We start from the raw sequence: 22,770 nt of genomic DNA on the forward strand, positions 1-22,770 counted from the left end.
TGAATTAAATCAACGACTCTTTCTATTTTTCAACAGAATAATAACATCTCTTTGGAGAAATTATTTTTTCTTCAGCCTTTAATTTCTTTAAAACTTTATCCACATCTGCCTTTTCAACTCCTAATTTTTCGGCAATTTCTCCACCTTTAAGAGCTTCTGAAGATTTTAATAATTCAATAATCTTTTCACTTAATTCCATTTTAATACCTCCTTATTTATAAGATTTTATACCCTAAATACAGAACAATTAAATTAAAATAAAAAATTATCTAAAAATAGACAAAAAAAATCCTGCATCAGCAGGAAAATAATAGCAATCCGTAACAGAATTCTCGAATTACAGATCTGGTGCCCAGAGGCGGAATCGAACCACCGACACGAGGATTTTCAGTCCTCTGCTCTACCGACTGAGCTATCTGGGCATATAATATTCAATTTTTCGAATTTTTAACATTTTTTTCAATTTCTTTTATTTCAATTTTTAGATAGCTCATTCTCTCGTGCTTCGCACTAGACTAAGATATTAACTCAAAACATCTTCGATTTCATCTCGATATTTTGGTTACTCTCTTATACCGACTTTCGCTATCTGGGCATATTATTTTTTTATTTTTGTAAATATTATGTAAATGGCAGGGGTAGAAGGAATCGAACCCTCATCAGCGGTTTTGGAGACCGACATTCTACCGTTGAACTATACCCCTACAGTATCAATCCTTTTTTAGCTCTATAAAATAAGAGATATTTCTATAACAGAAATATCTTCAGATAATTTGGTGGGCCTTCAGGGACTTGAACCCGGGACCTACCGGTTATGAGCCGGGCGCTCTAACCAACTGAGCTAAAGGCCCAAATTATTGGCGGAGAAAGAGGGATTTGAACCCTCGCATCCCGTAAAGGATCTACTCCCTTAGCAGGGGAGCCTCTTCAGCCACTTGAGTATTTCTCCATTGTGGCGGAGAGGGTGGGATTCGAACCCACGTGGGCGTGAACCCAAACGGTTTTCAAGACCGCCTCGTTATGACCACTTCGATACCTCTCCATGAATGGTGATCCATCGGGGATTCGAACCCCGGACACCCTGATTAAAAGTCAGGTGCTCTACCGACTGAGCTAATGAATCATAAAATTGGCTGGGGTAGCAGGACTCGAACCTGCGGAATGCTAGAGTCAAAGTCTAGTGCCTTACCGACTTGGCTATACCCCAAAGGTTGGCGCACCTAAGAGGATTCGAACCTCTGGCACACGGATTAGAAGTCCGTTGCTCTATCCAGCTGAGCTATAGGTGCAAAATGGAGCGGGTGAAGGGAATCGAACCCTCGCAACCAGCTTGGAAGGCTGGGGCTCTACCACTGAGCTACACCCGCATATAAACTCAAACTTTATGGTCTTAACAAAAAATTCAATTGGTGGAGGAGAGTGGATTCGAACCACTGAAAGCGCAGCTAACGGATTTACAGTCCGTCCCCTTTGGCCACTCGGGAACTCCTCCATATAATCTACAAAAAGTAGATTGGAGCTGGTGGGAGGACTTGAACCCCTAACCTACTGATTACAAGTCAGTTGCTCTACCAATTGAGCTACACCAGCATAATTATTGGCGACCTGGATGGGACTCGAACCCACGACCTCTAGCGTGACAGGCTAGCATTCTAACCAACTGAACTACCAGGCCATATTTGGTGGGCACAATAGGGCTCGAACCTATGACCCCCTGCTTGTAAGGCAGATGCTCTCCCAACTGAGCTATGCGCCCAAATATAACCAACACCAATTAAAATAAAGTGGTGACCCCACCGGGATTCGAACCCGGGTTACCGCCGTGAAAGGGCGATGTCTTAACCGCTTGACCATGGGGCCTCATCAATCAATTTATGTTTTAAAATTGACTGCCTAATAATTATATACTATAACTCATAATTTGTCAATACTTTTTTAAAACTTTTAATTTAACTAATCTTTTAAAAATGTATCTCTCAAACAGTTACTCGAATATTATACACTTTATTTTTTTAGTTGTCAACACTTTTTTAAAAAAATTTTTTCGGAAAATTACAACTCCAAATTCGGTTCAACATTTAGTGTCAAATCACTTCTTACTCCGGATATATACTCATAATATCCTGATGATGCAATCATAGCAGCATTATCTGTACAGAGTATTTTATCAGGAAAATATGATTTGAAATTATTGTTTTCACACATTTTTTCTGTTTCCCCTCTTAATGTATTATTCGCAGAAACCCCTCCTGACACAACAAGAGTTTTCAAATCTTTCTCTTTCATCAGTTTTTCAGTCTTATATATTAATACATCAAAAACTGCTCTTTGAAAACTGGCACATACATCTTCTTTTGATATTTCTTCATTTTTTTGCTTTTTACTGTTTAAATAATTTAATACAGCAGTTTTAAGTCCGCTAAAGCTAAAGTTATAGCTATTTTTATCAAGCATTACTCTTGGAAAATCTATAGCTTTTTCATTTCCAAGTTTTGCCAGTCTTTCAACTTCAGGTCCACCAGGATAATTCATCCCTAAACATCTTGCAACTTTATCATAAGCCTCTCCACAAGCATCATCAATTGTCTTTCCTATCACTTCCATATTATTATAATCTTTTACATGTACTAAATAAGTATGTCCCCCAGAAATTAAAAGACAAATGAATGGTGGCTCCAGTTCTTTATGAGTTATATATGCTGCACAAATATGTCCTTTCATATGATTAACTCCAACCAATGGTTTTTTACAAGCATAGGAAAGTGCCTTCGCCTCTGAAATACCGACAAGTAAAGCACCAACAAGACCGGGCCCTTTAGTTACAGCAATTGCATCTATGTCATCCATTGAGATTTTTGCTTCATCTAATGCCTCTTTTACTATATTATTGATAACTTCCAAATGCATTCTACTTGCAACTTCAGGAACAACTCCGCCAAATTTTTTATGCATATCTATTTGAGAAGAAATTATATTAGAAATAATTTCTCTTCCATTTTTTACAATAGCAACACTTGTTTCATCGCAACTGCTTTCTATCGCCATTATTTTTATATCTTCCATTAAACTACCTCTTTTAACATCATAATACCATCTTCTTTAGGATTAGTATAATAGTCAATAATCTCTCTAATATCTATAAATCCACATTTTTTATATAAACTTATTGCAGGAATATTGCTTTTTCTAACTTCTAAAAATATCTTCTTAACATTATTTTTCTTTAATTCATCAAGTAAAAATTCAACAATTTTAAATGCTATCTGTTTTTTTCTAAACTCTTTAGAAACTACTATTTTATAAATTTCAGCTTCATCTAAAATTTGGTTAAATAAAACATATCCAACAATTATATTTTCTTTCTCTGCAACTACGACTCTTTGATTTTTTATATATTCCAAATAAAATTTTTCATCAAAATTATTAGAAAAATTTTCCTCGTCTAAAGAAAGAATATCAAAGACATCTTTATTTTCTGCATATCTATATAAAATCATCTACTTACCTTTATTTTCCAAATCTCTTTGAGCTTGTGAAAGTCTTACATATTCAGGACTTAAATTAAAACAGTCTGAAATATCTCCACTTTCAAATTTTTGTTTTCCAATAACACAGGCATTTCTTGAAATACAACTGTTTAAACATGCAGGAGTAACCGCAAAATTTTTATTTTTAAAAATTCTTTCCTTATACAAATTAACACAATCTCCTACAAAGACAAATTCACCTTTATCCGAAAATTCTTCCAAAAGCTCATCAATAGTTAAAATAGCAGGAGCAACAATATTTTTATTATTTATCCCCTCATAAACTCCATAGTAAACTCTTTCTCCCCTAGCATCAATTAAAGGAATTTTCTTTTTATCGGAAAACACCCCAAAAGAAAGAGCCTCTAATGTATTTACTGCAACTATCGGTTTATTCAAAGCCATTGCCAAAGCCTTTACGACAGTAACCCCTATTCTTATTCCTGTAAAAGAGCCCGGCCCTGTAACTGCAACGAATAAATCTATATCTTCTATATCAATATTTAATTTTTTAAGCATTTCATCAACCATTACAAGTAAAATCTCATTATGGCTCATACTTTGATTAATACTAAAATCTCCAACAATATTATTATCTTCCATTACTGCACAGGAGCTATGAGTTGTTGAAGTGTCTATCGCTAAAATTTTCATTCTAATTCCTCTATAATTTCCAATTCTCTTTTATTATTTCCCTTAATTACAATCTTTCTTGAATTTTCAGAAATTTTTAAAATCTCAAGTTCAATTAAATTTTTAGGTAATAAATAACCTGCGTTTTCCGCCCATTCTATTACTGTAATCCCATCAGGATAAAAATAATTTTCATAATCTATTTGATAAAGTTCCTCCGGAGTATTAATTCTATATAAATCCATATGATTAAATTCAAACTTTCCGGAATATAAATTAACTAAATTAAAAGTTGGTGAAGTAATATCTTCACCTATCCCCAAATTTTTTCCTAAAAATTTTGTAAAAGTTGTCTTTCCGGCACCAAGATCTCCAACCAGAGAAATCACATCGCCATTTTTTAATGTTTTTGAAAATCTTTTAGAAAAATTATCACATTCATCTAAAGAATTTAAAATAATCTCTAACAAATTTTCCCTCCTAAATTTAAAATATAAATTACATTTAATTATATCGTAATTCCTTTTTGATTATTTTTTTTTGGTAATTACGATGAAATAATTACAGCTTTATCATAAGTCATAAATCCATAATTATTATATCTTAATCTATTTTTGATAATTAAATTTTGGTTATTATGATGAAATAATTATAGCTTTATCATAAGGCATAAAGCTATAATTATTATATCACAAAAAATATTTTTATAACAGTAAAAATAGAAAAAGGAGATTAATCCAATCTCCCTTTTCGTTATATATTATTCTGAAAATTTAAGCTTTACATTTTTTAAAGTCCAAGTATATTCATCAAAAGTCATTTTTAAATTTATATCGAATGTTCTTCCTTTACATTCAGCAATAAATTCATCAGAAAACTTTAAAGTTATCTTATTTGTTTCTACATCATAACTTGCTTCAATTCCATCATCACCTGCAGTAATTTCACTAAATAGATTAATAGTTTCTTCCGATCCAAATGCTTGTGCCAATGAATTTCCAAGTTCTTTAATTCCCTTAAAAGGTGTATCAAAAGAAACTTCTTTACCATTTACTTCCACAGTAGAACCAAAGTTGACTCCTTGCCCCGAAAATTGTATACTTCCAACACCTTCATTTAATGCTTTTTCCAATCTTTCGGCAATATAATCTCCTAGTCCTTCATAATTTTTAACTCTATTTCCTGAAATATCCAAATGTTCAATTTTATTCAAATCCTTAATAATTGAAACATCTTCTATTCTATTAGCTGAAATGTCCAAGAATGTTAAATTTTTCAAATTTTTTAAAGCTGAAATATCAGTAATTCCCTTAGATATGTTTTTATGAAGTTCATCTCCTTCAACAGTTACATTGTAATGTAAATCTAATCCTGTTAGATTTGTAAGATTAGAAAGAGGAGTTATATCTTCAATTAAATTGTTATATAATTTCAAGAAAGTAAGATTTGTTAATTTTTCTAAAGGTTTTAAATCAACAATTCTATTTCTTTGAATTTCTAAATATTCCAATTTAGTTAAATTTTTAAGCGGAGAAATATCTGCAATCTCATTTTCATTTACTTTCAATTTCCTAAGATTTTTTGCATATTCCAAACCTTTAATGCTCTTCATTCCTCTTGTAACTGCAAATTTAAAATCTTTTGTTCCAGCTAAACTTTGAGGAACTCCAAGTATGGAATATTTTGCATTTTCACTAAAGTCGGCACTTCCATCTTCTTTTAAGAAAATTGATAATTCTGTTAAACTTTCCATTTCTTCAACAGTAACCGCTTGATTATCCGCTCTATTTTTATCTAAATTCTTATTAATAACCTTTAAAAGTTTAGCATCTTCAATTTTAACAACTTTTTTGCTTGAATGAACAAGTTTTAAATTCAAATTTAATTCAGTAGGATTATTTGCATAGTCCATTTCATTTTCAAAAGCAAATTTAACTTTTAAGTCTAAACCGCCGTCTTTAGTTTTATTAAGTGCTTCATCTGTTAAATTAAATTTTAATTTTCCGTCTTCTAAAGTTACTGTAACTCCCTCAGTTTCTGAGCTAACATTGACATTTCCACCTTTAGCAATCTTGTCTAGTCCAATAAAAGGATTTTCAATTTCAAAAATTTTTTCACTAACAGCTACATCATCTAAATCTAAATTTTGATTATGAATAACTTTTTCAAAAATACTGCTCTTATCGTTAATAGGTGAAAAATCTCTTACTTTATTTCCGTCAATTTTAACACTTGCAAGTTCATTTAAGTCTTTAAGAGCTGAAATATCTGAAACATTGTTATTTGATATTGTTAAATTTGAAAGTTTACTTAAAGATTTTAAAGCGTCTATATTTTCTACATTGTTCTTATTCAAATATAAATAAATTAAATCTTTTAAATTACTTACGACTTCAATATTTTCTACATTGTTTTTATTCAAATTCAAGCTTGTAAGTTTAGTAAGTTTTTCTAAGAAAGAAACATCTGAAATTTTATTATTTTCAAGATTCAAATCTTCAACTTTAGTAATATTTGTTAAATTAAAACTGTCAAGATTATTACCCTTTAAACTCAATTTTGTCAATTTTGTTAAGCCGTCTATAACAGAAATATCTTTAATCTTATTATTTCCTAAATCTAAGTCTTCTAATAATTTTAAATTTTTCAAAGCACTAATATTTTCAATATTATTGCTATCCGCTCTAAAATAAGTTAATTTTTCAAGTTCTTTAATGTAATTGATATTTGAAATTTTATTTGAATAAATATCTAGTAAATTAAGTTTCTTAAAGTTTTTAACAACGCTCATTTCAGATACTTTATTAACTGCAAAATCAAAATTTTCTAAATTAGTTAAATCTTTCAATGAGCTAATATCTGAAATATTATTATGTGAAATATACAAATATTTAAGTCTTGTCAAATCTTTTAGTGGAGAAACATCTGAAATTTCATTATGAGAAAGTCTTAACAATTCAAGTTTTTTAAGATTTGAAAGTGGTGTTAAATCTTTAATAGCTCCTTTTGAATATCTTATTTCTTCGTTATCATCAGGAATTTCGCCGGAAGAAATTGTAAGAGTCTTTAAATTTTTACAATATTCAAGTCCTTTAATACTGCTAACTTCAATAAGATTTTCTTCAGCCGCATCCATTCCTCTAATTCCTATTGATTCAATTTTTTCCAAATCACTCTTATAGATTTCATTTGAATTTTTATCTTTTCTATATGACTTGTCTGTAAGTTTAAAATTATATTCATTCATTTCTGCTTCAAAGCTATCTTCACCATTATAGGAATGTAACTTATCTAAAATGAATTTTTTCAAGTTTGCATCCTCAATTTCAACAACTTTATCCTGTTCGTCATCTTCAACTTTAGAATTACCCTCATTCCACATTAAAACTCCAACATAGTCATAAATCTTTCCTTTTATTTCTATCTTTCCGGATAAATTGGCAGAATTTTTATAAGTACCTTCTGCATTTGAGTTATAAGCCAAAACTGAAGACATCAAAATTCCTGTACCAACTGCAACAGATAAAAGTTTTTTTGCATTTCTCTTTTTAGAAACTAAAACACAAATAACTCCAACAATTCCCGCTACCGCAATTGTTACATTGATTTTGTAAACTCCTGCAATACCAGTTTTAGCCAGTTTTCCTTTTTTAATGCCATCTTTAATAACTTCTACTACTTCAAATTGTATTTTTTCATTTTCTAAAACTTTCTTTTCTCCGGCTTTTATATTGCCAATCTCAAGTTCTTTTCCCTTAACGATTTTAAGACCCTTAATATCTTCTGTCTTTACTTTAACCCCAACCATATCTTTTGAAGTCTTATTTTCAACAGAAATCTTAAAAATTCCATCGCCATCTCCAATTAAATTAACTATAATTCCGTCTTTGTTGTAAATCACAGTTTCACTATCGGCAAAACTTACCTGTGAAAAAGAAAATCCGCAAAGTAGTGCTAAAGCTAATATGCTTTTATTTTTCATAACTATCCTCCATTTGAAAATAAATATACAATATTATTTTATCATATAATGATTTTAAAGTATAATAGATATATCTTATTCTAAACCACCTATGCATTAATATTTTCTATACAAAAAAAAGAACTATGCATAACACATAGTTCTAAAATATTTTATAATATTGACTAAACGATAATAACATCTTCAAATCCATTTTGAAGTGCTATTTGTTTTAATTCTTGCATTTCATCATCCGTTGGAGCAGAAAACATACTATATTCTTCTCTAACTCCATATTTTCTGTATTTTATAATTTTATATCGAATTTTATGTCCCATTTTTATGTATTTGGAAAGCATCTTTGTAATATTATCAATAGTAGTTCTATTGTCCATTCCGGCAATTGTTACAGTCCTTATCTCAAATAGTTTATTAATACTTGCAAGATAATCTGCGTTTTCTAAAACCACATCAACCTTACTTTTAGTTATAAAAAGATGTTCCTCATTATCAAAAGCCTTTATATCGAGCATAAAAGCATCTGAAACTTCTACAAAATCAGGAAGTCTCTTTAAAGGTATTCCACCATTTGTATCAACAAAACAAGTAAGACCAAGCTTTCTAACCTCTGTAAAAAGAGAAGTTAAAAAAGTATGTTGCAGAGTACATTCTCCTCCACTAACTGTAATTCCTCTAATAAACGGCATATTCTTTTTTATTCTTTCAACCGTTTCTTCAACTGTCCAATTGTATATCTTCGGACTTGAAAGATGTTTACAAACCCTTATACATTCATCACAATTTATACAGGTCTTATCATTCCAAACTATTTTTCCATTAACATTTGTCAAACTATTTGTTGGGCAAGATGGAATACATTCCATACAATTTATACAATGTCTTATAGTTTCGGGATTATGACAATAAAAACAGTTGAAATTACAACCCTGTAGGAAAATAGACGTCCTGTTTCCAGGTCCGTCTACCACCGACATATCTATTATTTTATTTATAATTCCTTTATTTGACATCTCTAACCTTACGTTCTAATAAATGATATTTTTCAAAAGCCTCTCTTGCATATTGAACAGTATCATAGCTGATACTTTCTCCATCAATAAATTTTTGCATATCAGATTTCTTTACTAAATATCCTGTTACACGAATCAAATCGCCATTTTCTCCATAACATGAAATATATCTCATATTTAATCTAAATGCAGCCTTAAAAATATCTAAAACAGCAGCAGGATTCTTTTCAGCAGTTTCATCAAATGGAAAATGGTCGCCAATTCCTGATGGAAAATACTTATGGAATAAAGCTGAATGTTTAATATGGTCATACATAGGAATTTCCTTACCTATTCTGATTCTAACTCCTGCACTATCTTCCATATCATCTTGTGCCCCAACTTGTGAATGAAGCATAAATCTATGGTTCCAGAAAGTTGAATACTTACTTTCAAATGAATTAACTCTATTTTCTACAAAATCCATTACTTCTAGCCCCAAATTGTTGGCATAATCGTCTTTTCCATAAACTAAATCTTTACTTTCAAACTCTAAAAGTTTTTGAACACATTCATGAAGTCCTACAACTCCGAAAAGTCCAACAAATCTATCTAACTCGATAAAACCTTCTTTAACTAAGAAGTTTTCCTCAAAGAAAGGAGTTTCCTCAACTAAAAATCTGATTTTTCCTTCCATAAAATTGCACATTAAATCTATTGCTTCAGGTAAAACTCTATCAAAGAAATCTTGTTTTGAACTTGAACTTCTAGCAAGAGAGCCAAGTCTTAATCTACTTAAAGTAAATGCTCCGCCTGAAATTGGAAGTCCATTATAGCAACTTGCTATCGCATAATCTCCATTAAAATCTTTTCTATAGTATTTATCATTAGCAAAAGCAGGATTTGCAGTTAAAAGAGATGCATAAACTGCCTTTTCTCCAAAATCATCCGGTGTAATATCTTCATTATAAAGAATTGTCATATTTGGAGTAACATTATTTAAAGTTGGAAGTAATTCTAAAATAATTTCTCCTGCAACAGTCTTTTCGGGTCCAATATTTGCATGGCAAAAACTGTCATTAATTGTTCTATCTAAAGAAACTAAAAACCACTTAATCAACTTTTTAGCTTCCTCTCTATCTGTAATAAATGGATTTAAAAGCTTATCAATTTTCCCAATATAAACAGGATATCTTGTTATAGAAGGAACATGATGATAAAAAATTAATAAACTATTAATAGCATCAAGTAAAGTTTCAGCCTTTTCAAGACGTAAAAACTTACAGCCCTCATCTAAAAGTTTTTGATAATTAGGGCAAATGTATCTCGGTGCATAAGGCGCATGACCTTCCCACAAATCGCAGAAACCTCCATTTTCAGAAATTTCAAAAATTCTCTCATTAACTGAACTTACAGGAAAATCATTCAAATTCTCTGCAAGCTTTGCAAGTTGAGAAGTCTTTTGCTCATAAGTTAAATCCTTAGCCTTAATAATATTCATTGATAATTCTCTAGCTTCGTCCAATGTTTTTATTTTAGAAATCATAAATACCTCCAATTTTATGTCAAAAAGTCATTTACTATTTACCCATATTATATATGAATAATCTCCAAAATGATACTGTTAATTGTCTTTTTTAAGAGAATATTTTGAAATTTATTTAATAAAAAAACAAAAAACCTTTATTAACTCAAGTTAAATACATTTAAATCATAAAAACCTCTGTTTTTTTAAAAAAACGACCCTACGGTCGTTTTAATTTATTTTAAAATTTGAACTTTTATAGTTTTAATTTTATCCCTTTTTTTCTTAAGTTTTCTATACATTCAATCAAGTATTCATTATTATGCTCTTTGTAAATTGGGGTATCTGTAATTTTTTCTTCAAGATTATTATAACTTTCTGCTTTCTTTCCTCTATAATTCTTATCTTTCCATTCTATGGATACTTTGAACCCTCTTTTTACCATTTCATCCATAACTAATGAGTGATAAACAAACAAGTAATACGGAGAATATAAAAATACATAATCTACAGTTTTGTGTTTTTTTCCCCATCCATTACCTCTAAGTGCACAACATTCTCTATGTTGACCAAGAAGCTGATTTCTAGGTAATAGATGAATAATTTTTTCATGCCATAGTCTCATATTATTCTCCTTTTAATAAAGTTGATTCTTGTAAATATTTATTTGGATATCTAGCTAGTAAAGTTTTTATATATCCAATTACATATGATTGAGTATTTTTGCCTTCCATATATTCTTCTAATATATTAAATAATTCTTGTTTTTCAATTTCACTTGATTGCTTTTTGAAATATCCCCATATATGAAGAATTGCATTTCTAAAATCTTTTTTACTTTCTTTCATATCTCTTACTTTTTGTATTTTTTCATTTAGAACTAAAATATCTACTTCTTTTTCTTTCAAATACTCTCTTATATCTAAATATGTTTTATGAGATTTGCTTAGTACATAATATTTATTTTTCGCCCATAGTTCTTCACATTCTTTTCTTTTATTTTTAGGACTCATATTCGCACCCTCTTTAAAAATATTCAAATCATTAACCATGTAATACAATTTCTACTTATACAAATTGAAGTAAGTGTTAAATACATATATTTTTATTATACCCTATATAAACTCATTAATCTATTAATATCGAAAAATATTATAACGTTGTAATATTAATATTTCAATGATACTTTTATACACTTTATCTTTATATATCTTTATTAAATAATGATTGAAAATAATTAAGAAACTAGATTTATGAGATTCCCATTACCATTGATTTAAAGAATAGAATTTTTCCTAACAACTCTACTATTGTTTGTAAACAACGAAAAGTAGGTTTGAAGAAAAAATTGTCTAAATCTGTAATATATGTACAATCTGTTGTAAAAATCTCATAGAATTATTATTTCTCACAAAAAAACGACCAAAATATGGTCGTTTTATTCTATATTTAATTATTATCTTAAATTTCTCTTTTTATTCCAAAGTTAAAAGCAATGCCATTTTGAAATTCTTTTCGGCTTTTACATAATGTCTTCCGGCTTTTGCAAAATGGAAGCACTCTCCTGCTTTAATTACATGGTCTGTTCCTTCGTAACCTATAATTCCTTCACCGTCTAATGCAAATACTATTGCTTCTCCTGGTGCTGAGTGTTCTGATAGACCTGTTCCTGCATCAAATGCCATTAATACAAATTTCATTTTATCATTGTGGACTACGTCCATATTTACAATTTTACCTTCTTGGTATTGTAATAATTCACCTAATTTAAAAACCTCTCCCGCTTTTACTAACTTATTCATAAAGTCCTCCTTTTTTATTGCAATTTCAGTGAATATTGCTCCTGATTTAGTTCTCATCCCAACTGGAACTTCAATTGGTGTTACAATACATTCACCTACTTTTACTTTTTTAATATTTTCAGAAAATCCATATACTTCAAGCTCTCCCTCTGCTTCAATCAACAGCTTATAATAAGGGAATAATTCTGCACTTATATCTGTATCTTCTGCCATAGAAAAATATGCTATGTAATTTTCTCCTCCATGTACTTCTTTTGATATTGTACATCCTTCTAATGCTTTATTATCTTCGGCTATTGAATATACTTTTCCAACTTGTTCTTTCAAATCGCACCTCCTTTATTATTAAAAACGATATGTATTTGCAAAATATATACCCTTTCGAAACAGTAAATAACTATTCTATTTATAGTAATTTAAAATACATAAAAAAGGTCAATGAAAAATCATTGACCCCGTAGATTAATTATAAATTATATTATTCTTTGTCCTCATCAACCAATCCTGAAAGTTTTGCAACGCTGTAAGTACAAACCATATCACCTGTTACATTGTTCATAGTTTCGAACATATCAAGTATTGGGTTAATTCCTAATGCAAGACCAACTATAACAGCTATTTGTTCTGGAGAAAGTTTCATATTTTGTAAGATTATAAATAGTAACATTAAACTTCCGCCCGGAACTCCACCTGCTCCTACTGATGCAAGAACAGTTGTTAAAACTAGAACTGAAAGTGAAACAAATGTAACTTTAACACCAAACATATTTGCAGCTAAAATTGCAAACATTGGTAAGTGGATACAAACTCCGTCCATGTTGATTGTAGAACCTAAAGGTAATGCGAATGAAGAAATATTTTCACTTATTTTTAAATCTTCTTTTGCAACTCTAAGAGATACAGGAAGTGCTGCAGCAGAACTTCTTGTTACAAATGCAGTAAGCATAGGTTCTTTTATTTTCATCAAAACTTTGAAAGGATTTACTTTTAATGTAACAGCCATCATTAAAGGATAAACTATTAATACCATAGCAAAAATTCCAAGTACAACACCTATTGTAAGTTTGATGTAAGGTCCAAATAATGAAGAACCATAACTTGCAAAGTTTACTGAAGTAAGAGCAAATACCCCAATTGGAGAATATGCTAAAATCCAATCTACAATTTTGAAAATAGCTTCTTTTGCAACATCAATTATATCAAGTAAAACCTTAACTTTTCCTGAATATTCAGCTCTTTCAGAAATCATCTTAAGTGCAAGACCAAAACCTATAGAAAATACAATAATAGCTAGGAAATTACCTTGTGCTAAAGCTTGGAATGGATTTTGGAACATACTTATAAATACATCTGTTAATGAACTATTTGCTTTACTAGCAATTTCAGAAGTGTTTTGTGGATTTATAAGAGTTTTCCAAGCAGCTTGTTGTGCTTCTCCTGATCCGGGATTAAATCCTATTGCAAGTACAGAACCTAAAATAGCGGCAAAAAGTGAAGTTAAGAAATACCAAACTATTACCTTTACCCCGATTTTTCCAAATTCCTTTGTAGGAACTGAAGCGGCCCCATCAATTAAAGACAAGAAGATTACCGGAATTACAATCATTTTTAACATTGCAACCAAAACTTGGCCGAATGGGGAAACGATTTTTACATATCCGGAAATATCAACTTTCGCCAACCATAACACTACTCCAAGTATTAAACCCGCAATAAAAGCAATGAACACTTGAAGTACAAGATTTTTTTTACCCATAATAGCCTCCTTATAAGAATTTTAACCTTATTTCTCTATATTTACAGAAAAAAAGTTATTAAATAATAAAAATTTTTTTGAGAATCTTCAATAAAAAAATAATAATATTTTGAACTAATTCTCTATGACACAATGATAACATATATTTTATATATTTGTCAACACATTTGAATATGTTTTCATAAGAAAATTTAATAAATATTATATAAATATATTTTTTACTAATATTTTTCATTATATGTTTATTTCTTATCAATTTATATTCTAACAATAATATATTATCAATTATTTCTATTATTTTATTAGTTTAAATTCCTTTGAAAAGAAAATATTATAAATTAAAAATTTTTTTTAAATCTTTGTTATTCTCTATTTATTTTTTCTTATATTTGTATTATAATATTGTTGTATTAGGATATTAAGGAGGACATTGATGGAAAGTAAATTGGTTACTTTATTGAGAAAAGTTTTAATTGACAAAACTTTTGATTTAAAATTAGATAAAAGATTATATTCAGAATTCACTGTACTTAAAGTAAAGAAGAAAACTGTAATAATCAAAGAAAATGATAAATTAGATTATTTATATTTATTAGTGCGGGGAAGTGCGAATGTTGTTCATTTTACACCTGTTGGGGAGCTGATAGTATTTAATCACATAACTAACACTTCTATTTTAGGATTGCTTGAGTTTATGGATAACAAGCACGACTTCTATAAGAGTGTAGCATTCTTCAAAGATACAAGACTTATAAGAATTCCTGTAGAAAGATTTGAAAAGGAACCTGAAAGTATTGAACTTCTAAAAATTTACAATCAATTTTTATTAGATTTTGCAAAACATTCAATCGCCACATTTGATTTAACTAAAAACTATGGAAGAAAGAAAAACTTAATTGAATTCTTTTTATCAAAATGTGTTGATGCTGAATTCCCTGTTAAAATTTCTTTAACTAAAAAAGTTATTTCAGACTATTTGGGAATTAATGAAAGAACAATGTACAGATATTTAAACGAATTAATTGACAGAAATTGTATTTCCAGAAAAACCGGTAAAATTATAATTTCAAAAGAAAATTATGATAATTTAGTGGAATACTCTAAGGAAAAAGGTGTAGATAGCGAATAATAGGTGTAGTATGAATGAATACATAGAAAATACAAATGTATCAAATCCGGAAATTAAAACGAAAAGATTTAACTTAAAATCATTAATTTTAGTTATAAATTATTTTATAACTCCGATTTTATTTTTTATAGTAGTAGCTGCACTGTTTAGATTTACTCTGATTGACGATCTTATATTTGATTCAGAAATAGCAAAAAGATTTTTTGAGAACAATCCATCACTTATAGAAAATGACGAAACATTTAACAATTTTCTATCTAGTATTTTAGGTTCTCTTGCTACTATTTTCACTTTTGTAATGGCTCTATTGATTTACAAAAATCGAAAAGATAGTATTTCTATTAAAAAAACTGAATTTTCTATTGCAAAACTAATTTTATTTGGTGTTGCTCTAGGAATAATTATGCTTTCATGGAATTTTGTAATTTCATATGTATATTCAATTATTGGCTTAGATTTTAAGAGTGGAAACACTGAAGGCATAGCCGAATCATTAAAATATAACAAGTTATTAATCTTTAATCTATTGGTAGCTGCTCCAATAGGAGAAGAAATTGCTTTTAAATATGGTATATTTACATTTTTACACGAAATTTTTCAAAAAAATGGAAAGTTTTTAAAAATATTATTACCTGCATTTGTGTCAGCATTTATTTTTGGTATGATTCACGACGGATTATATTTAGTTCCTTTGTATTTTGTACCAAGTTTTATTGGATGTTTAATATACGAAAAAACAAAATCTTTAATGCCTTGTATATTGGGACATTTTATAAATAATATAGTTGCATTAATAGCAATGTTATATAGTTAAAAAGCTATTGAAGTTTTACTTCAATAGCTTTTTGTTTACTTATAAATTCAATTTCTAAATTATTTTACAACTTTAGAATTTACTTCTTCTAAAATCATTTCAAGGAATGCATCAGCTTTCATTGAACCCTTATCTCCCTCTCCACGTTTTCTAACTGAAACAGTTCCTTCGTTTACTTCATTTTCTCCAACGATTAAACTATATGGAATTTTTGCAAGTTGTGCTTCTCTGATTTTTAGTCCTATTTTTTCCGCTCTGTCATCTACAACTACTCTTATATCTTTTTTAGCAAATTCTTTTTGCAATTCATAAGCATAGTCATTAAATTTATCAGAAATTGGTAAAATCTTAACTTGTTCAGGTGCTAACCAAGTTGGGAATGAACCTTTGTATTCTTCAATCAAGTAAGCTACAAATCTTTCCATTGTAGAAACAATTCCTCTGTGAATTACAACAGGTCTGTGAGTATTCTTTCCGTCTTCTCCAACATAAGTTAAATCAAATCTTTGTGGCAATAAGAAGTCAAGTTGAATTGTAGAAAGAGTTTCTTCCAAACCGATAGCAGTCTTAACTTGAACGTCAAGTTTTGGACCATAGAAAGCTGCTTCCCCCTTTGCTTCAAAGTATTCATATCCTAAGTCATCCATTGCACTCTTAAGCATTGCTTCGGCATTATTCCACATTTCATCATCATCAAAGTATTTTTCCTTGTTTTCAGAATCTCTGTAACTTAATCTGAATCTGAAATTCTTTATGTCAAAATCTTCATAAACTGATTTCATTAAATTTACAACTCTTGTAAATTCTTCTTTTATTTGATCAGGACGAACAAAGATATGAGCATCATTTAAAGTCATTTCTCTAACTCTTTGTAATCCTGAAAGTGTACCGCTCATTTCGTAACGATGCATCATTCCAAGTTCAGCAATTCTTATAGGGAATTCTTTGTAACTGTGAACATCATTATTGTAAATTTCCATATGATGAGGACAGTTCATCGGTCTTAAAACTAATAATTCTCCATTTCCTAAGTCCATTGGTGGGAACATACTGTCTTGATAGTGATCCCAATGACCTGAAGTTTTATATAGGTCAACATTTGCAAGAATAGGTGTATAGACATGTTCATATCCACATTCTATTTCTTTATCAACTATATATCTTTCAACTACACGTCTAATTGTAGCACCTTTAGGTAACCAGAAAGGAAGACCCGCTCCTACATTTTGGCTAATCATAAAGATTCCCAATTCTTTACCAATTTTTCTATGATCTCTTTGTTTTGCATCTTCTAAGAATTCTAAATATTCATCCAAATCTTTTTTCTTTTCAAAAGTGATACCATAAATTCTTTGTAGCATTTTATTTTTTTCGCTACCTCTCCAATAAGCACCGGCGATACTCAAAAGTTTAACTGCTTTTATCTTTTTAACATCAATAAGATGTGGTCCTCTACAAAGGTCAGTAAAATCTCCTAATTCATAGAAAGAAAGTTCTGCATCTTTGTCAAAGCCCTCAATTAAGTCTATTTTATAATCTTGACCTTTTTCTGCAAAATATTTTAAAGCAAAGTCCCTATCAACTTCTTTTCTGTCAACAGAATATCCTTCTTTAACAATTTTCTTCATTTCCGCTTCGATTTTTTCCAAATCTTCCGGTGTAAATTTATGTTCTGAATCCAAGTCATAGTAAAATCCATTGTCTATTGCAGGTCCTATTCCAAATTTTGTATCAGGAAATAGTCTTTGAATAGCAAGAGCCATTACATGACTTGATGTATGCCAAAAAATTTCTTTTCCTTCTTTATCTTCAAATTTTACAAATTTAACTGTACAATCTTCTTTTAATGTTTCGCTTAAACCTTTTATAATATCATCATTAACAACAGCACCTAAAACATTTCTTGCAAAACCCTCTGAAATGCTAATTGCAACATCTAAAATCTTTACCCCTTTTTCAAATTCATGAATAGACCCGTCAGGGAATGTAACTTTAATCATTTCCATATTATCCTCCTATAAAAAAAGAGCCTCATCCCTACAAAACTGTAGGGACGATGACTCGTGGTTCCACCCTAATTACTTCTTAATTAAATAAAAGACTCCGTAATAGTTTTCGGCAAATAGCATTCTTAAATGAAATTCCAGCCACGTTTCATCCTCTCTTAAAGCGCTTAAGTCCTACTCGTTACTTCAATGTCTATATTAACTTTAACAATCCTTCAAAATCAACAGTCTTTTGTTCTCCTGTCTTTAAATCTTTGACAGTGTAAGTATTATTTTCTTTTTCATCTTCTCCGACTATAATTATATAAGGAATATTTAATTTGTCCGCATAAGATATTTTTTTCTTCATCTTTGCGTCCTCAAAATATATTTGTATTATTTTACCACTATTTTCAAATTTATTCAATAGTTTTATAGCATAATCATAACAATTTTCCATCGGAATAATCAAAGCGTCAATACTATTAGTTTTAATTTCTTTAAATAAATTTTTATCAAGTAGTTGATAGAACAATCTCGTAAGTCCGATAGAAATACCAACTCCAGGTAAAATCTGACTTGTATAATTACTTGCTAAATCATCATATCTTCCACCTGAACAAACACTTCCAAGTTGTCTATAATTTTCTAAAAATGTTTCATAAACAGTTCCGGTATAATAATCAAGACCTCTTGTAATAGTCAGATTAATCTTTATACAATCCTCTGGAATTCCAAAAAGTTTCATACAATCATAAACTTCTTTAAGTTCTTCAACACCCTTTTCAAAAAGTTCATTAGAAATTCCTAATGAATTTAGTTTTTCGATAATTTTCTCATTACTTCCTGAAATCTTTATAAACTCTGTAATTTTTTCTAAACTATTATCATCAAGACCTGTATTTTTAAGCTCTTCAACAACTTTTTCAAAACCAATTTTTTCAATCTTGTCGATTATTCGAAGCATATCAGTTTTATTATCTACACCCAGATTTTCAAAAAGTCCATTAATAATTTTTAAATTACTAAAATTAATCGCAAATTTTTCATTAATAATTTTTGAAAAAATTTCATAGATTATATAAGGAAGCTCTGCATCATTTTTGATATCAAGTTTTCCATTACCAATAACATCAATATCACATTGATAAAATTCCTTATATCTTCCCTTTTGATTTCTTTCTCCACGATAAACTTTACCTATATGATATCTTCTAAAAGGAAAATTTAAGTCGCTAAAATATTGAGCAACATATCTCGCCAAAGGCACAGTAAGGTCAAATCTTAAAGAAATATCCTTGCTTTCGGAGTCGATTTTAAAAATTTGTTTTGTAGTCTCTCCCCCACCTTTAGCTAAAAGAATTTCATTTTTTTCAAAAACCGGTGTATCTATCGGTAAAAATCCACGTTTTTTAAAAGTATCTTCAATTATATTTTTAACATTGTCGAACAAAATTTGTTCATTTGGTAAAAGTTCCATAGTACCAACAACATTGCTCGGTTTAATAAATCCCATAATTACCTCCATAGCGAAATAATTCCACCCAAATCGACAAAAGTTTCGTCTTTAGGGTAGAGTATTTTCACATTTTCTTCATCAGCTACGCGTTTAATTATATCATAATCTCGATATTTTGTCACATCACCATAAAATAATAAAATATCATCGGAAACAAAACCACAAGTCCCTCCAATAAAGCCATTTTTATATCCATTTAAAATAATTCCATCGGTTGTAACAAGTTCAACATCGATATTCTCAGCTTTTAATGTTTTATATACTCCCTCATCACTTGTTATTATATGATTTTCAAAACAAATCATACTACAATTTGCATATCCCTGATTTATCTTTAAATATTCTCTATTTAGTTTAAGTTTTTCAAAAATTTCTTTTGTGGTAAATTTTTCATTATGAAAAAAATATTTCTTATTTTTTGCAATATTTAAAACCATCTCTCCATTTTTAAAATTAGAAACATCCACCTTTTTTAAATTAAATTCACTCAAATACTTACTATAATAGTCAAAAACAGAAGACTCTATGTAAATATCGTCATCAATTTTTAGGACACTCAAATCAATATGGTCATTATAATTTATATTAAATTTTTCATTATTCAAACTTTTTATATAATCAAAATTTTCTTTTTCTAAAAGTTCAAAAAACATCGATGTTGCACAGTTGCTTACTATAATTTTTTGTAACATATTAATCTCCTAAATGGTTAAAATATCTATATTTGGGTAATAACCGACTGAATGATTACAATGTAATTATTTAACTATAATATATTTTATCATATTTTATTTACAGGAGGAAGTTTATGTTAAAAGAATTTAAAGAATTTGCCTTAAAAGGTAATGTAATGGACTTGGCAGTTGGGGTAATTATAGGTGGAGCATTTGGAAAAATCGTTACATCTTTAGTAAATGATGTTCTAATGCCTTTACTTTCAATTTTAACAGGTGGAATTAATTTTTCAGACCTAAAAATTGTATTAAAAGCGGGAGACAAGTCTAAAGAAATTGCAGAAGTTGCTTTTAAATATGGTGCATTTATTCAAAATGTAATTGATTTTCTAATTATAGCATTTTGTATCTTTATGATGGTAAAAGCTATGAATAAGCTAACAAGAAAGAAAGAAGAAGTAGTTGAAGAAACTCCTACAGCTCCAACTCAAGAAGAAATTTTAACTGATATTAAGAATATCTTAAATGATATTAAAGAAAAACATTAATACAAAAATAGGATTTTATGTTTTTAAAACCAAAAGCCGAGTTGTAAATTCAACTCGGCTTTTATAATGCTAATTTTATTATTTGCAAATTCCTTCCATTAAGAAAATTCTAAAATCAATTTCCTTGCTTCTTCCATTCCATAAAATCTCATAGCTTTTCGGAATAAATGATGCTCTTTTAAAATAATTTTCCATTTCTTCTCTTGAAAAACCATCATGTCCATCAAAATTTGGAAAATCCTTATGAAAATCAGGAGAAACAGTATCCAAATCCATTATAATTATTTTCCCATTTTCTTTTATATGTTCTCTTAACAACTTAAGCTCCGCATCTACATCTACAATATGATGAAAAGCAGTTAAACTGTAAATTACATCATATTTTTCATTTGAATTTTCTAAAAAATTTTCATCATTTATACTGATATTTTTTATTTTCATCTCATTTATTCTCTTTAAAGACTCCTCTCTCATCTTTAAAGAGGTATCCATACAATCAATATGTTTTAAATCTTTAGATAATAAAGTTGCAAGAAGTCCATCTCCCGATCCGATTTCAAGAGCCTTTTTCTCTTTCAAACCTTCTCCTAAATACTTAAACATTTTTTCGTATATGGTAAAAGTTCTATTTTTTCTCTCCTCTGTGTTCCAAACTTTAGCAACTTCATCAAAATAATTATTCATACTACCCCCTAAATTTAAATAATAAGTTAATCAAGATTTCCTAGAAAACCATGGGATACATCTATTTGTCCTCTTACAATATTCCAGATATTCCTCTCCAAAAATATCTTTAAGCCATATTTCTTCCGTACTTTTCACTAAAATAGTCAAAAGAATCCAATAAATTGGAATTGTAACTAAAAAATATAAATTATTAAAAATAAAACAAATTCCCCAACAAAGAAACATAAAAGCAGAATAAATCGGATTTCTTACAATTGAAAAAACTCCCGTAGTTACCAATTTTAGTTCCTTTATATTCTTAGAAATTCTTGAATTAACAACTGCAGAAATCCACAGTCCAATACCTATAAATATACATATTATACCTATAATCATAAAAGGAATTTTTAAAAAAGGTATTTCTCCATTTTTAAAATAACCCTTATTTTGTAAAAATATTAATATCGCTGTTATGACTAATATAATACCCACATATATCGGTCCAATTCCTAAAACTGATAATTTTTCTCTTTTCATAATTTACTCCTTAAAATTTAGGAAATCTAAAAAAATAGTAATCATTTCCCTCCATAAAATCAGTTTTTACAAAACCTCTATTAACATAAAACTTTTCAGCTCTGTAATTATATTTATGAACACCTAATGCAATAGGTCTTATTCCATATTCTTCATAACATTTAGAAATAACTTTTTCTAAAACATAAGATCCTATCCCACAACCTCTATATCTTTTATCAATAATAAATGCCATAAGCCTATAAAAAGGTTCTTTTTTCATTATTTCAGGGTCTGCACTACATTCAATAGCTTCCCATAACAGTATAAAGCCTATGTATTTTTCATCATATTTAATTGCATAAGTATGCCCTTTACAATTATGTTCTATTCCATAATTTGTTATTTCTAGAACTACATCCAACGAATCTACAAAATCTTCACTAATATCATCTCTTAAAATATTTTTTAAAAACCGTGAATTTTTTTCACTTACATACTCAATATTTATATTTTCTTTTATCATAATTTACTCCGGTTATTTGCTGACAAAACTATTAATTACTATAAATATATCACAATTGCAAAGCAATATCAATAATTTTATAACTAAATGTATCATAGATACATTTTATATTTGCTTGTAAACAAGCAAATATATGAGATCTCCAGGACAATTGTATCAGAAGATACAATTGTTCCCGT

General features: G+C 29.0%; 21 protein-coding genes and 14 tRNA genes. 3 read left to right on the forward strand and 32 right to left on the reverse strand.

Annotated elements, in window-relative coordinates:
• Positions 1–22: 22 nt before the first annotated feature.
• From ACMX2D_RS06190 to ACMX2D_RS06315, 26 genes are all read right to left on the reverse strand, one after another.
• Positions 23–199: an HTH domain-containing protein gene (locus ACMX2D_RS06190; protein ID WP_414973171.1), complete on the reverse strand. Its 177-nt coding sequence runs from the start codon at positions 197–199 to the stop codon at positions 23–25.
• Between the two features lie 147 nt (positions 200–346).
• Positions 347–422: transfer RNA gene (locus tag ACMX2D_RS06195), tRNA-Phe, on the reverse strand.
• A gap of 208 nt (positions 423–630) precedes the next feature.
• Positions 631–704: transfer RNA gene (locus ACMX2D_RS06200), tRNA-Trp, on the reverse strand.
• Between the two features lie 70 nt (positions 705–774).
• Positions 775–851, reverse strand: a tRNA-Ile gene (locus ACMX2D_RS06205).
• 7 nt (positions 852–858) lie between these two features.
• Positions 859–949, reverse strand: a tRNA-Ser gene (locus ACMX2D_RS06210).
• Positions 950–953: 4 nt separating this feature from the next.
• Positions 954–1,042, reverse strand: a tRNA-Ser gene (locus ACMX2D_RS06215).
• 5 nt (positions 1,043–1,047) lie between these two features.
• Positions 1,048–1,123, reverse strand: a tRNA-Lys gene (locus ACMX2D_RS06220).
• 7 nt (positions 1,124–1,130) lie between these two features.
• Positions 1,131–1,207: transfer RNA gene (locus ACMX2D_RS06225), tRNA-Gln, on the reverse strand.
• Positions 1,208–1,212: 5 nt separating this feature from the next.
• Positions 1,213–1,289: transfer RNA gene (locus ACMX2D_RS06230), tRNA-Arg, on the reverse strand.
• A 4-nt stretch (positions 1,290–1,293) separates the two neighbouring features.
• A tRNA-Gly gene (locus tag ACMX2D_RS06235) sits at positions 1,294–1,367 on the reverse strand.
• 40 nt (positions 1,368–1,407) lie between these two features.
• A tRNA-Tyr gene (locus ACMX2D_RS06240) sits at positions 1,408–1,492 on the reverse strand.
• Positions 1,493–1,514: 22 nt separating this feature from the next.
• Positions 1,515–1,590 (reverse strand) — tRNA-Thr (locus ACMX2D_RS06245).
• 8 nt (positions 1,591–1,598) lie between these two features.
• A tRNA-Asp gene (locus ACMX2D_RS06250) sits at positions 1,599–1,675 on the reverse strand.
• 5 nt (positions 1,676–1,680) lie between these two features.
• A tRNA-Val gene (locus tag ACMX2D_RS06255) sits at positions 1,681–1,756 on the reverse strand.
• A 29-nt stretch (positions 1,757–1,785) separates the two neighbouring features.
• Positions 1,786–1,860: transfer RNA gene (locus ACMX2D_RS06260), tRNA-Glu, on the reverse strand.
• Positions 1,861–2,052: 192 nt separating this feature from the next.
• Complete coding sequence (gene tsaD, locus ACMX2D_RS06265; RefSeq protein ID WP_414973172.1) at positions 2,053–3,063, reverse strand: tRNA (adenosine(37)-N6)-threonylcarbamoyltransferase complex transferase subunit TsaD; 1,011 nt, start codon at positions 3,061–3,063, stop codon at positions 2,053–2,055.
• Positions 3,063–3,497: a ribosomal protein S18-alanine N-acetyltransferase gene (gene rimI / locus ACMX2D_RS06270; RefSeq protein ID WP_414973173.1), complete on the reverse strand. Its 435-nt coding sequence runs from the start codon at positions 3,495–3,497 to the stop codon at positions 3,063–3,065. The genes tsaD and rimI overlap by 1 nt, the downstream gene beginning before the upstream one ends.
• Positions 3,498–4,181 carry a tRNA (adenosine(37)-N6)-threonylcarbamoyltransferase complex dimerization subunit type 1 TsaB gene (tsaB, locus tag ACMX2D_RS06275; RefSeq protein WP_414973174.1) on the reverse strand — a complete coding sequence of 228 codons (684 nt, stop codon included), beginning with the start codon at positions 4,179–4,181 and terminating at the stop codon, positions 3,498–3,500.
• A complete protein-coding gene (gene tsaE / locus ACMX2D_RS06280; RefSeq protein ID WP_414971161.1) occupies positions 4,178–4,630 on the reverse strand; it encodes a tRNA (adenosine(37)-N6)-threonylcarbamoyltransferase complex ATPase subunit type 1 TsaE in 453 nt (150 codons plus the stop codon). Before tsaE ends, tsaB begins: the two co-directional genes overlap by 4 nt.
• A 290-nt stretch (positions 4,631–4,920) precedes the next feature.
• The gene (locus tag ACMX2D_RS06285) at positions 4,921–8,142 is read right to left on the reverse strand and encodes a leucine-rich repeat domain-containing protein (RefSeq protein ID WP_414973175.1); all 3,222 of its coding nucleotides are present in this window, start codon (positions 8,140–8,142) and stop codon (positions 4,921–4,923) included.
• Positions 8,143–8,306: 164 nt separating this feature from the next.
• A complete protein-coding gene (locus ACMX2D_RS06290; protein WP_414973176.1) occupies positions 8,307–9,152 on the reverse strand; it encodes a YjjW family glycine radical enzyme activase in 846 nt (281 codons plus the stop codon).
• Positions 9,142–10,677 carry a YjjI family glycine radical enzyme gene (locus tag ACMX2D_RS06295; protein WP_414973177.1) on the reverse strand — a complete coding sequence of 512 codons (1,536 nt, stop codon included), beginning with the start codon at positions 10,675–10,677 and terminating at the stop codon, positions 9,142–9,144. Before ACMX2D_RS06295 ends, ACMX2D_RS06290 begins: the two co-directional genes overlap by 11 nt.
• Before the next feature lie 235 nt (positions 10,678–10,912).
• Positions 10,913–11,281, reverse strand: a complete 369-nt coding sequence (locus ACMX2D_RS06300; protein ID WP_414973178.1) for a TIGR02328 family protein — start codon at positions 11,279–11,281, stop codon at positions 10,913–10,915.
• A gap of 1 nt (position 11,282) precedes the next feature.
• Positions 11,283–11,669: a YbgA family protein gene (locus tag ACMX2D_RS06305; protein ID WP_414973179.1), complete on the reverse strand. Its 387-nt coding sequence runs from the start codon at positions 11,667–11,669 to the stop codon at positions 11,283–11,285.
• Positions 11,670–12,131: 462 nt separating this feature from the next.
• Positions 12,132–12,785, reverse strand: a complete 654-nt coding sequence (locus tag ACMX2D_RS06310) for a cupin domain-containing protein (protein WP_414973181.1) — start codon at positions 12,783–12,785, stop codon at positions 12,132–12,134.
• Positions 12,786–12,936: 151 nt separating this feature from the next.
• Entirely contained in the window at positions 12,937–14,214 is a 1,278-nt protein-coding gene (locus ACMX2D_RS06315) for a dicarboxylate/amino acid:cation symporter (RefSeq protein WP_414973182.1), read from the reverse strand.
• 433 nt (positions 14,215–14,647) lie between these two features.
• On the opposite strand from ACMX2D_RS06315, the gene ACMX2D_RS06320 reads away from it, so the two are divergent.
• Positions 14,648–15,343, forward strand: a complete 696-nt coding sequence (locus ACMX2D_RS06320; protein WP_414971146.1) for a Crp/Fnr family transcriptional regulator — start codon at positions 14,648–14,650, stop codon at positions 15,341–15,343.
• Positions 15,344–15,353: 10 nt separating this feature from the next.
• Entirely contained in the window at positions 15,354–16,157 is an 804-nt protein-coding gene (locus ACMX2D_RS06325; protein WP_414973183.1) for a CPBP family intramembrane glutamic endopeptidase, read from the forward strand.
• Positions 16,158–16,216: 59 nt separating this feature from the next.
• Here ACMX2D_RS06325 and thrS read toward each other — a convergent pair whose 3' ends face one another.
• The 3 genes from thrS to ACMX2D_RS06340 all read right to left on the reverse strand — a co-directional run bounded on the left by thrS (position 16,217) and on the right by ACMX2D_RS06340 (position 20,353).
• Entirely contained in the window at positions 16,217–18,163 is a 1,947-nt protein-coding gene (thrS, locus tag ACMX2D_RS06330) for a threonine--tRNA ligase (protein ID WP_414973184.1), read from the reverse strand.
• A gap of 193 nt (positions 18,164–18,356) precedes the next feature.
• Positions 18,357–19,658, reverse strand: coding sequence for a histidine--tRNA ligase (gene hisS / locus ACMX2D_RS06335; RefSeq protein WP_414973185.1), 1,302 nt, complete (start codon positions 19,656–19,658; stop codon positions 18,357–18,359).
• Between the two features lie 2 nt (positions 19,659–19,660).
• Positions 19,661–20,353 carry a DUF6873 family GME fold protein gene (locus ACMX2D_RS06340; RefSeq protein ID WP_414973186.1) on the reverse strand — a complete coding sequence of 231 codons (693 nt, stop codon included), beginning with the start codon at positions 20,351–20,353 and terminating at the stop codon, positions 19,661–19,663.
• A 116-nt stretch (positions 20,354–20,469) separates the two neighbouring features.
• On the opposite strand from ACMX2D_RS06340, the gene mscL reads away from it, so the two are divergent.
• The gene (gene mscL, locus ACMX2D_RS06345; protein WP_009449054.1) at positions 20,470–20,883 is read left to right on the forward strand and encodes a large-conductance mechanosensitive channel protein MscL; all 414 of its coding nucleotides are present in this window, start codon (positions 20,470–20,472) and stop codon (positions 20,881–20,883) included.
• 78 nt (positions 20,884–20,961) lie between these two features.
• Here mscL and ACMX2D_RS06350 read toward each other — a convergent pair whose 3' ends face one another.
• From ACMX2D_RS06350 to ACMX2D_RS06360, 3 genes are read right to left on the reverse strand one after another with little or no spacing between them, the layout of a single operon-like run.
• Positions 20,962–21,567 carry a class I SAM-dependent DNA methyltransferase gene (locus tag ACMX2D_RS06350; protein WP_414973187.1) on the reverse strand — a complete coding sequence of 202 codons (606 nt, stop codon included), beginning with the start codon at positions 21,565–21,567 and terminating at the stop codon, positions 20,962–20,964.
• A gap of 30 nt (positions 21,568–21,597) precedes the next feature.
• Positions 21,598–22,086, reverse strand: coding sequence for a methyltransferase family protein (locus ACMX2D_RS06355; RefSeq protein ID WP_004831831.1), 489 nt, complete (start codon positions 22,084–22,086; stop codon positions 21,598–21,600).
• A 10-nt stretch (positions 22,087–22,096) separates the two neighbouring features.
• Positions 22,097–22,591, reverse strand: a complete 495-nt coding sequence (locus ACMX2D_RS06360; protein WP_414973188.1) for a GNAT family N-acetyltransferase — start codon at positions 22,589–22,591, stop codon at positions 22,097–22,099.
• Between the last annotated feature and the right edge of the window lie 179 nt (positions 22,592–22,770).

Source organism: Parvimonas oralis, assembly GCF_047608425.1.
Classification (GTDB): domain Bacteria; phylum Bacillota; class Clostridia; order Tissierellales; family Peptoniphilaceae; genus Parvimonas.

Bases quoted from the DNA above. Each gene is read 5' to 3' on its own strand.
- rimI (WP_414973173.1), bottom strand. From the start codon at position 3,497: ATGATTTTATATAGATATGCAGAAAATAAAGATGTCTTTGATATTCTT.
- ACMX2D_RS06360 (WP_414973188.1), bottom strand. From the start codon at position 22,591: ATGATAAAAGAAAATATAAATATTGAGTATGTAAGTGAAAAAAATTCA.
- ACMX2D_RS06325 (WP_414973183.1), top strand. From the start codon at position 15,354: ATGAATGAATACATAGAAAATACAAATGTATCAAATCCGGAAATTAAA.
- ACMX2D_RS06285 (WP_414973175.1), bottom strand. From the start codon at position 8,142: ATGAAAAATAAAAGCATATTAGCTTTAGCACTACTTTGCGGATTTTCT.
- tsaD (WP_414973172.1), bottom strand. From the start codon at position 3,063: ATGGAAGATATAAAAATAATGGCGATAGAAAGCAGTTGCGATGAAACA.
- ACMX2D_RS06315 (WP_414973182.1), bottom strand. From the start codon at position 14,214: ATGGGTAAAAAAAATCTTGTACTTCAAGTGTTCATTGCTTTTATTGCG.
- tsaB (WP_414973174.1), bottom strand. From the start codon at position 4,181: ATGAAAATTTTAGCGATAGACACTTCAACAACTCATAGCTCCTGTGCA.
- hisS (WP_414973185.1), bottom strand. From the start codon at position 19,658: ATGGGATTTATTAAACCGAGCAATGTTGTTGGTACTATGGAACTTTTA.
- ACMX2D_RS06300 (WP_414973178.1), bottom strand. From the start codon at position 11,281: ATGAGACTATGGCATGAAAAAATTATTCATCTATTACCTAGAAATCAG.
- ACMX2D_RS06320 (WP_414971146.1), top strand. From the start codon at position 14,648: ATGGAAAGTAAATTGGTTACTTTATTGAGAAAAGTTTTAATTGACAAA.
- ACMX2D_RS06290 (WP_414973176.1), bottom strand. From the start codon at position 9,152: ATGTCAAATAAAGGAATTATAAATAAAATAATAGATATGTCGGTGGTA.
- ACMX2D_RS06340 (WP_414973186.1), bottom strand. From the start codon at position 20,353: ATGTTACAAAAAATTATAGTAAGCAACTGTGCAACATCGATGTTTTTT.
- ACMX2D_RS06295 (WP_414973177.1), bottom strand. From the start codon at position 10,677: ATGATTTCTAAAATAAAAACATTGGACGAAGCTAGAGAATTATCAATG.
- ACMX2D_RS06305 (WP_414973179.1), bottom strand. From the start codon at position 11,669: ATGAGTCCTAAAAATAAAAGAAAAGAATGTGAAGAACTATGGGCGAAA.
- ACMX2D_RS06190 (WP_414973171.1), bottom strand. From the start codon at position 199: ATGGAATTAAGTGAAAAGATTATTGAATTATTAAAATCTTCAGAAGCT.
- thrS (WP_414973184.1), bottom strand. From the start codon at position 18,163: ATGGAAATGATTAAAGTTACATTCCCTGACGGGTCTATTCATGAATTT.
- mscL (WP_009449054.1), top strand. From the start codon at position 20,470: ATGTTAAAAGAATTTAAAGAATTTGCCTTAAAAGGTAATGTAATGGAC.
- ACMX2D_RS06355 (WP_004831831.1), bottom strand. From the start codon at position 22,086: ATGAAAAGAGAAAAATTATCAGTTTTAGGAATTGGACCGATATATGTG.
- ACMX2D_RS06350 (WP_414973187.1), bottom strand. From the start codon at position 21,567: ATGAATAATTATTTTGATGAAGTTGCTAAAGTTTGGAACACAGAGGAG.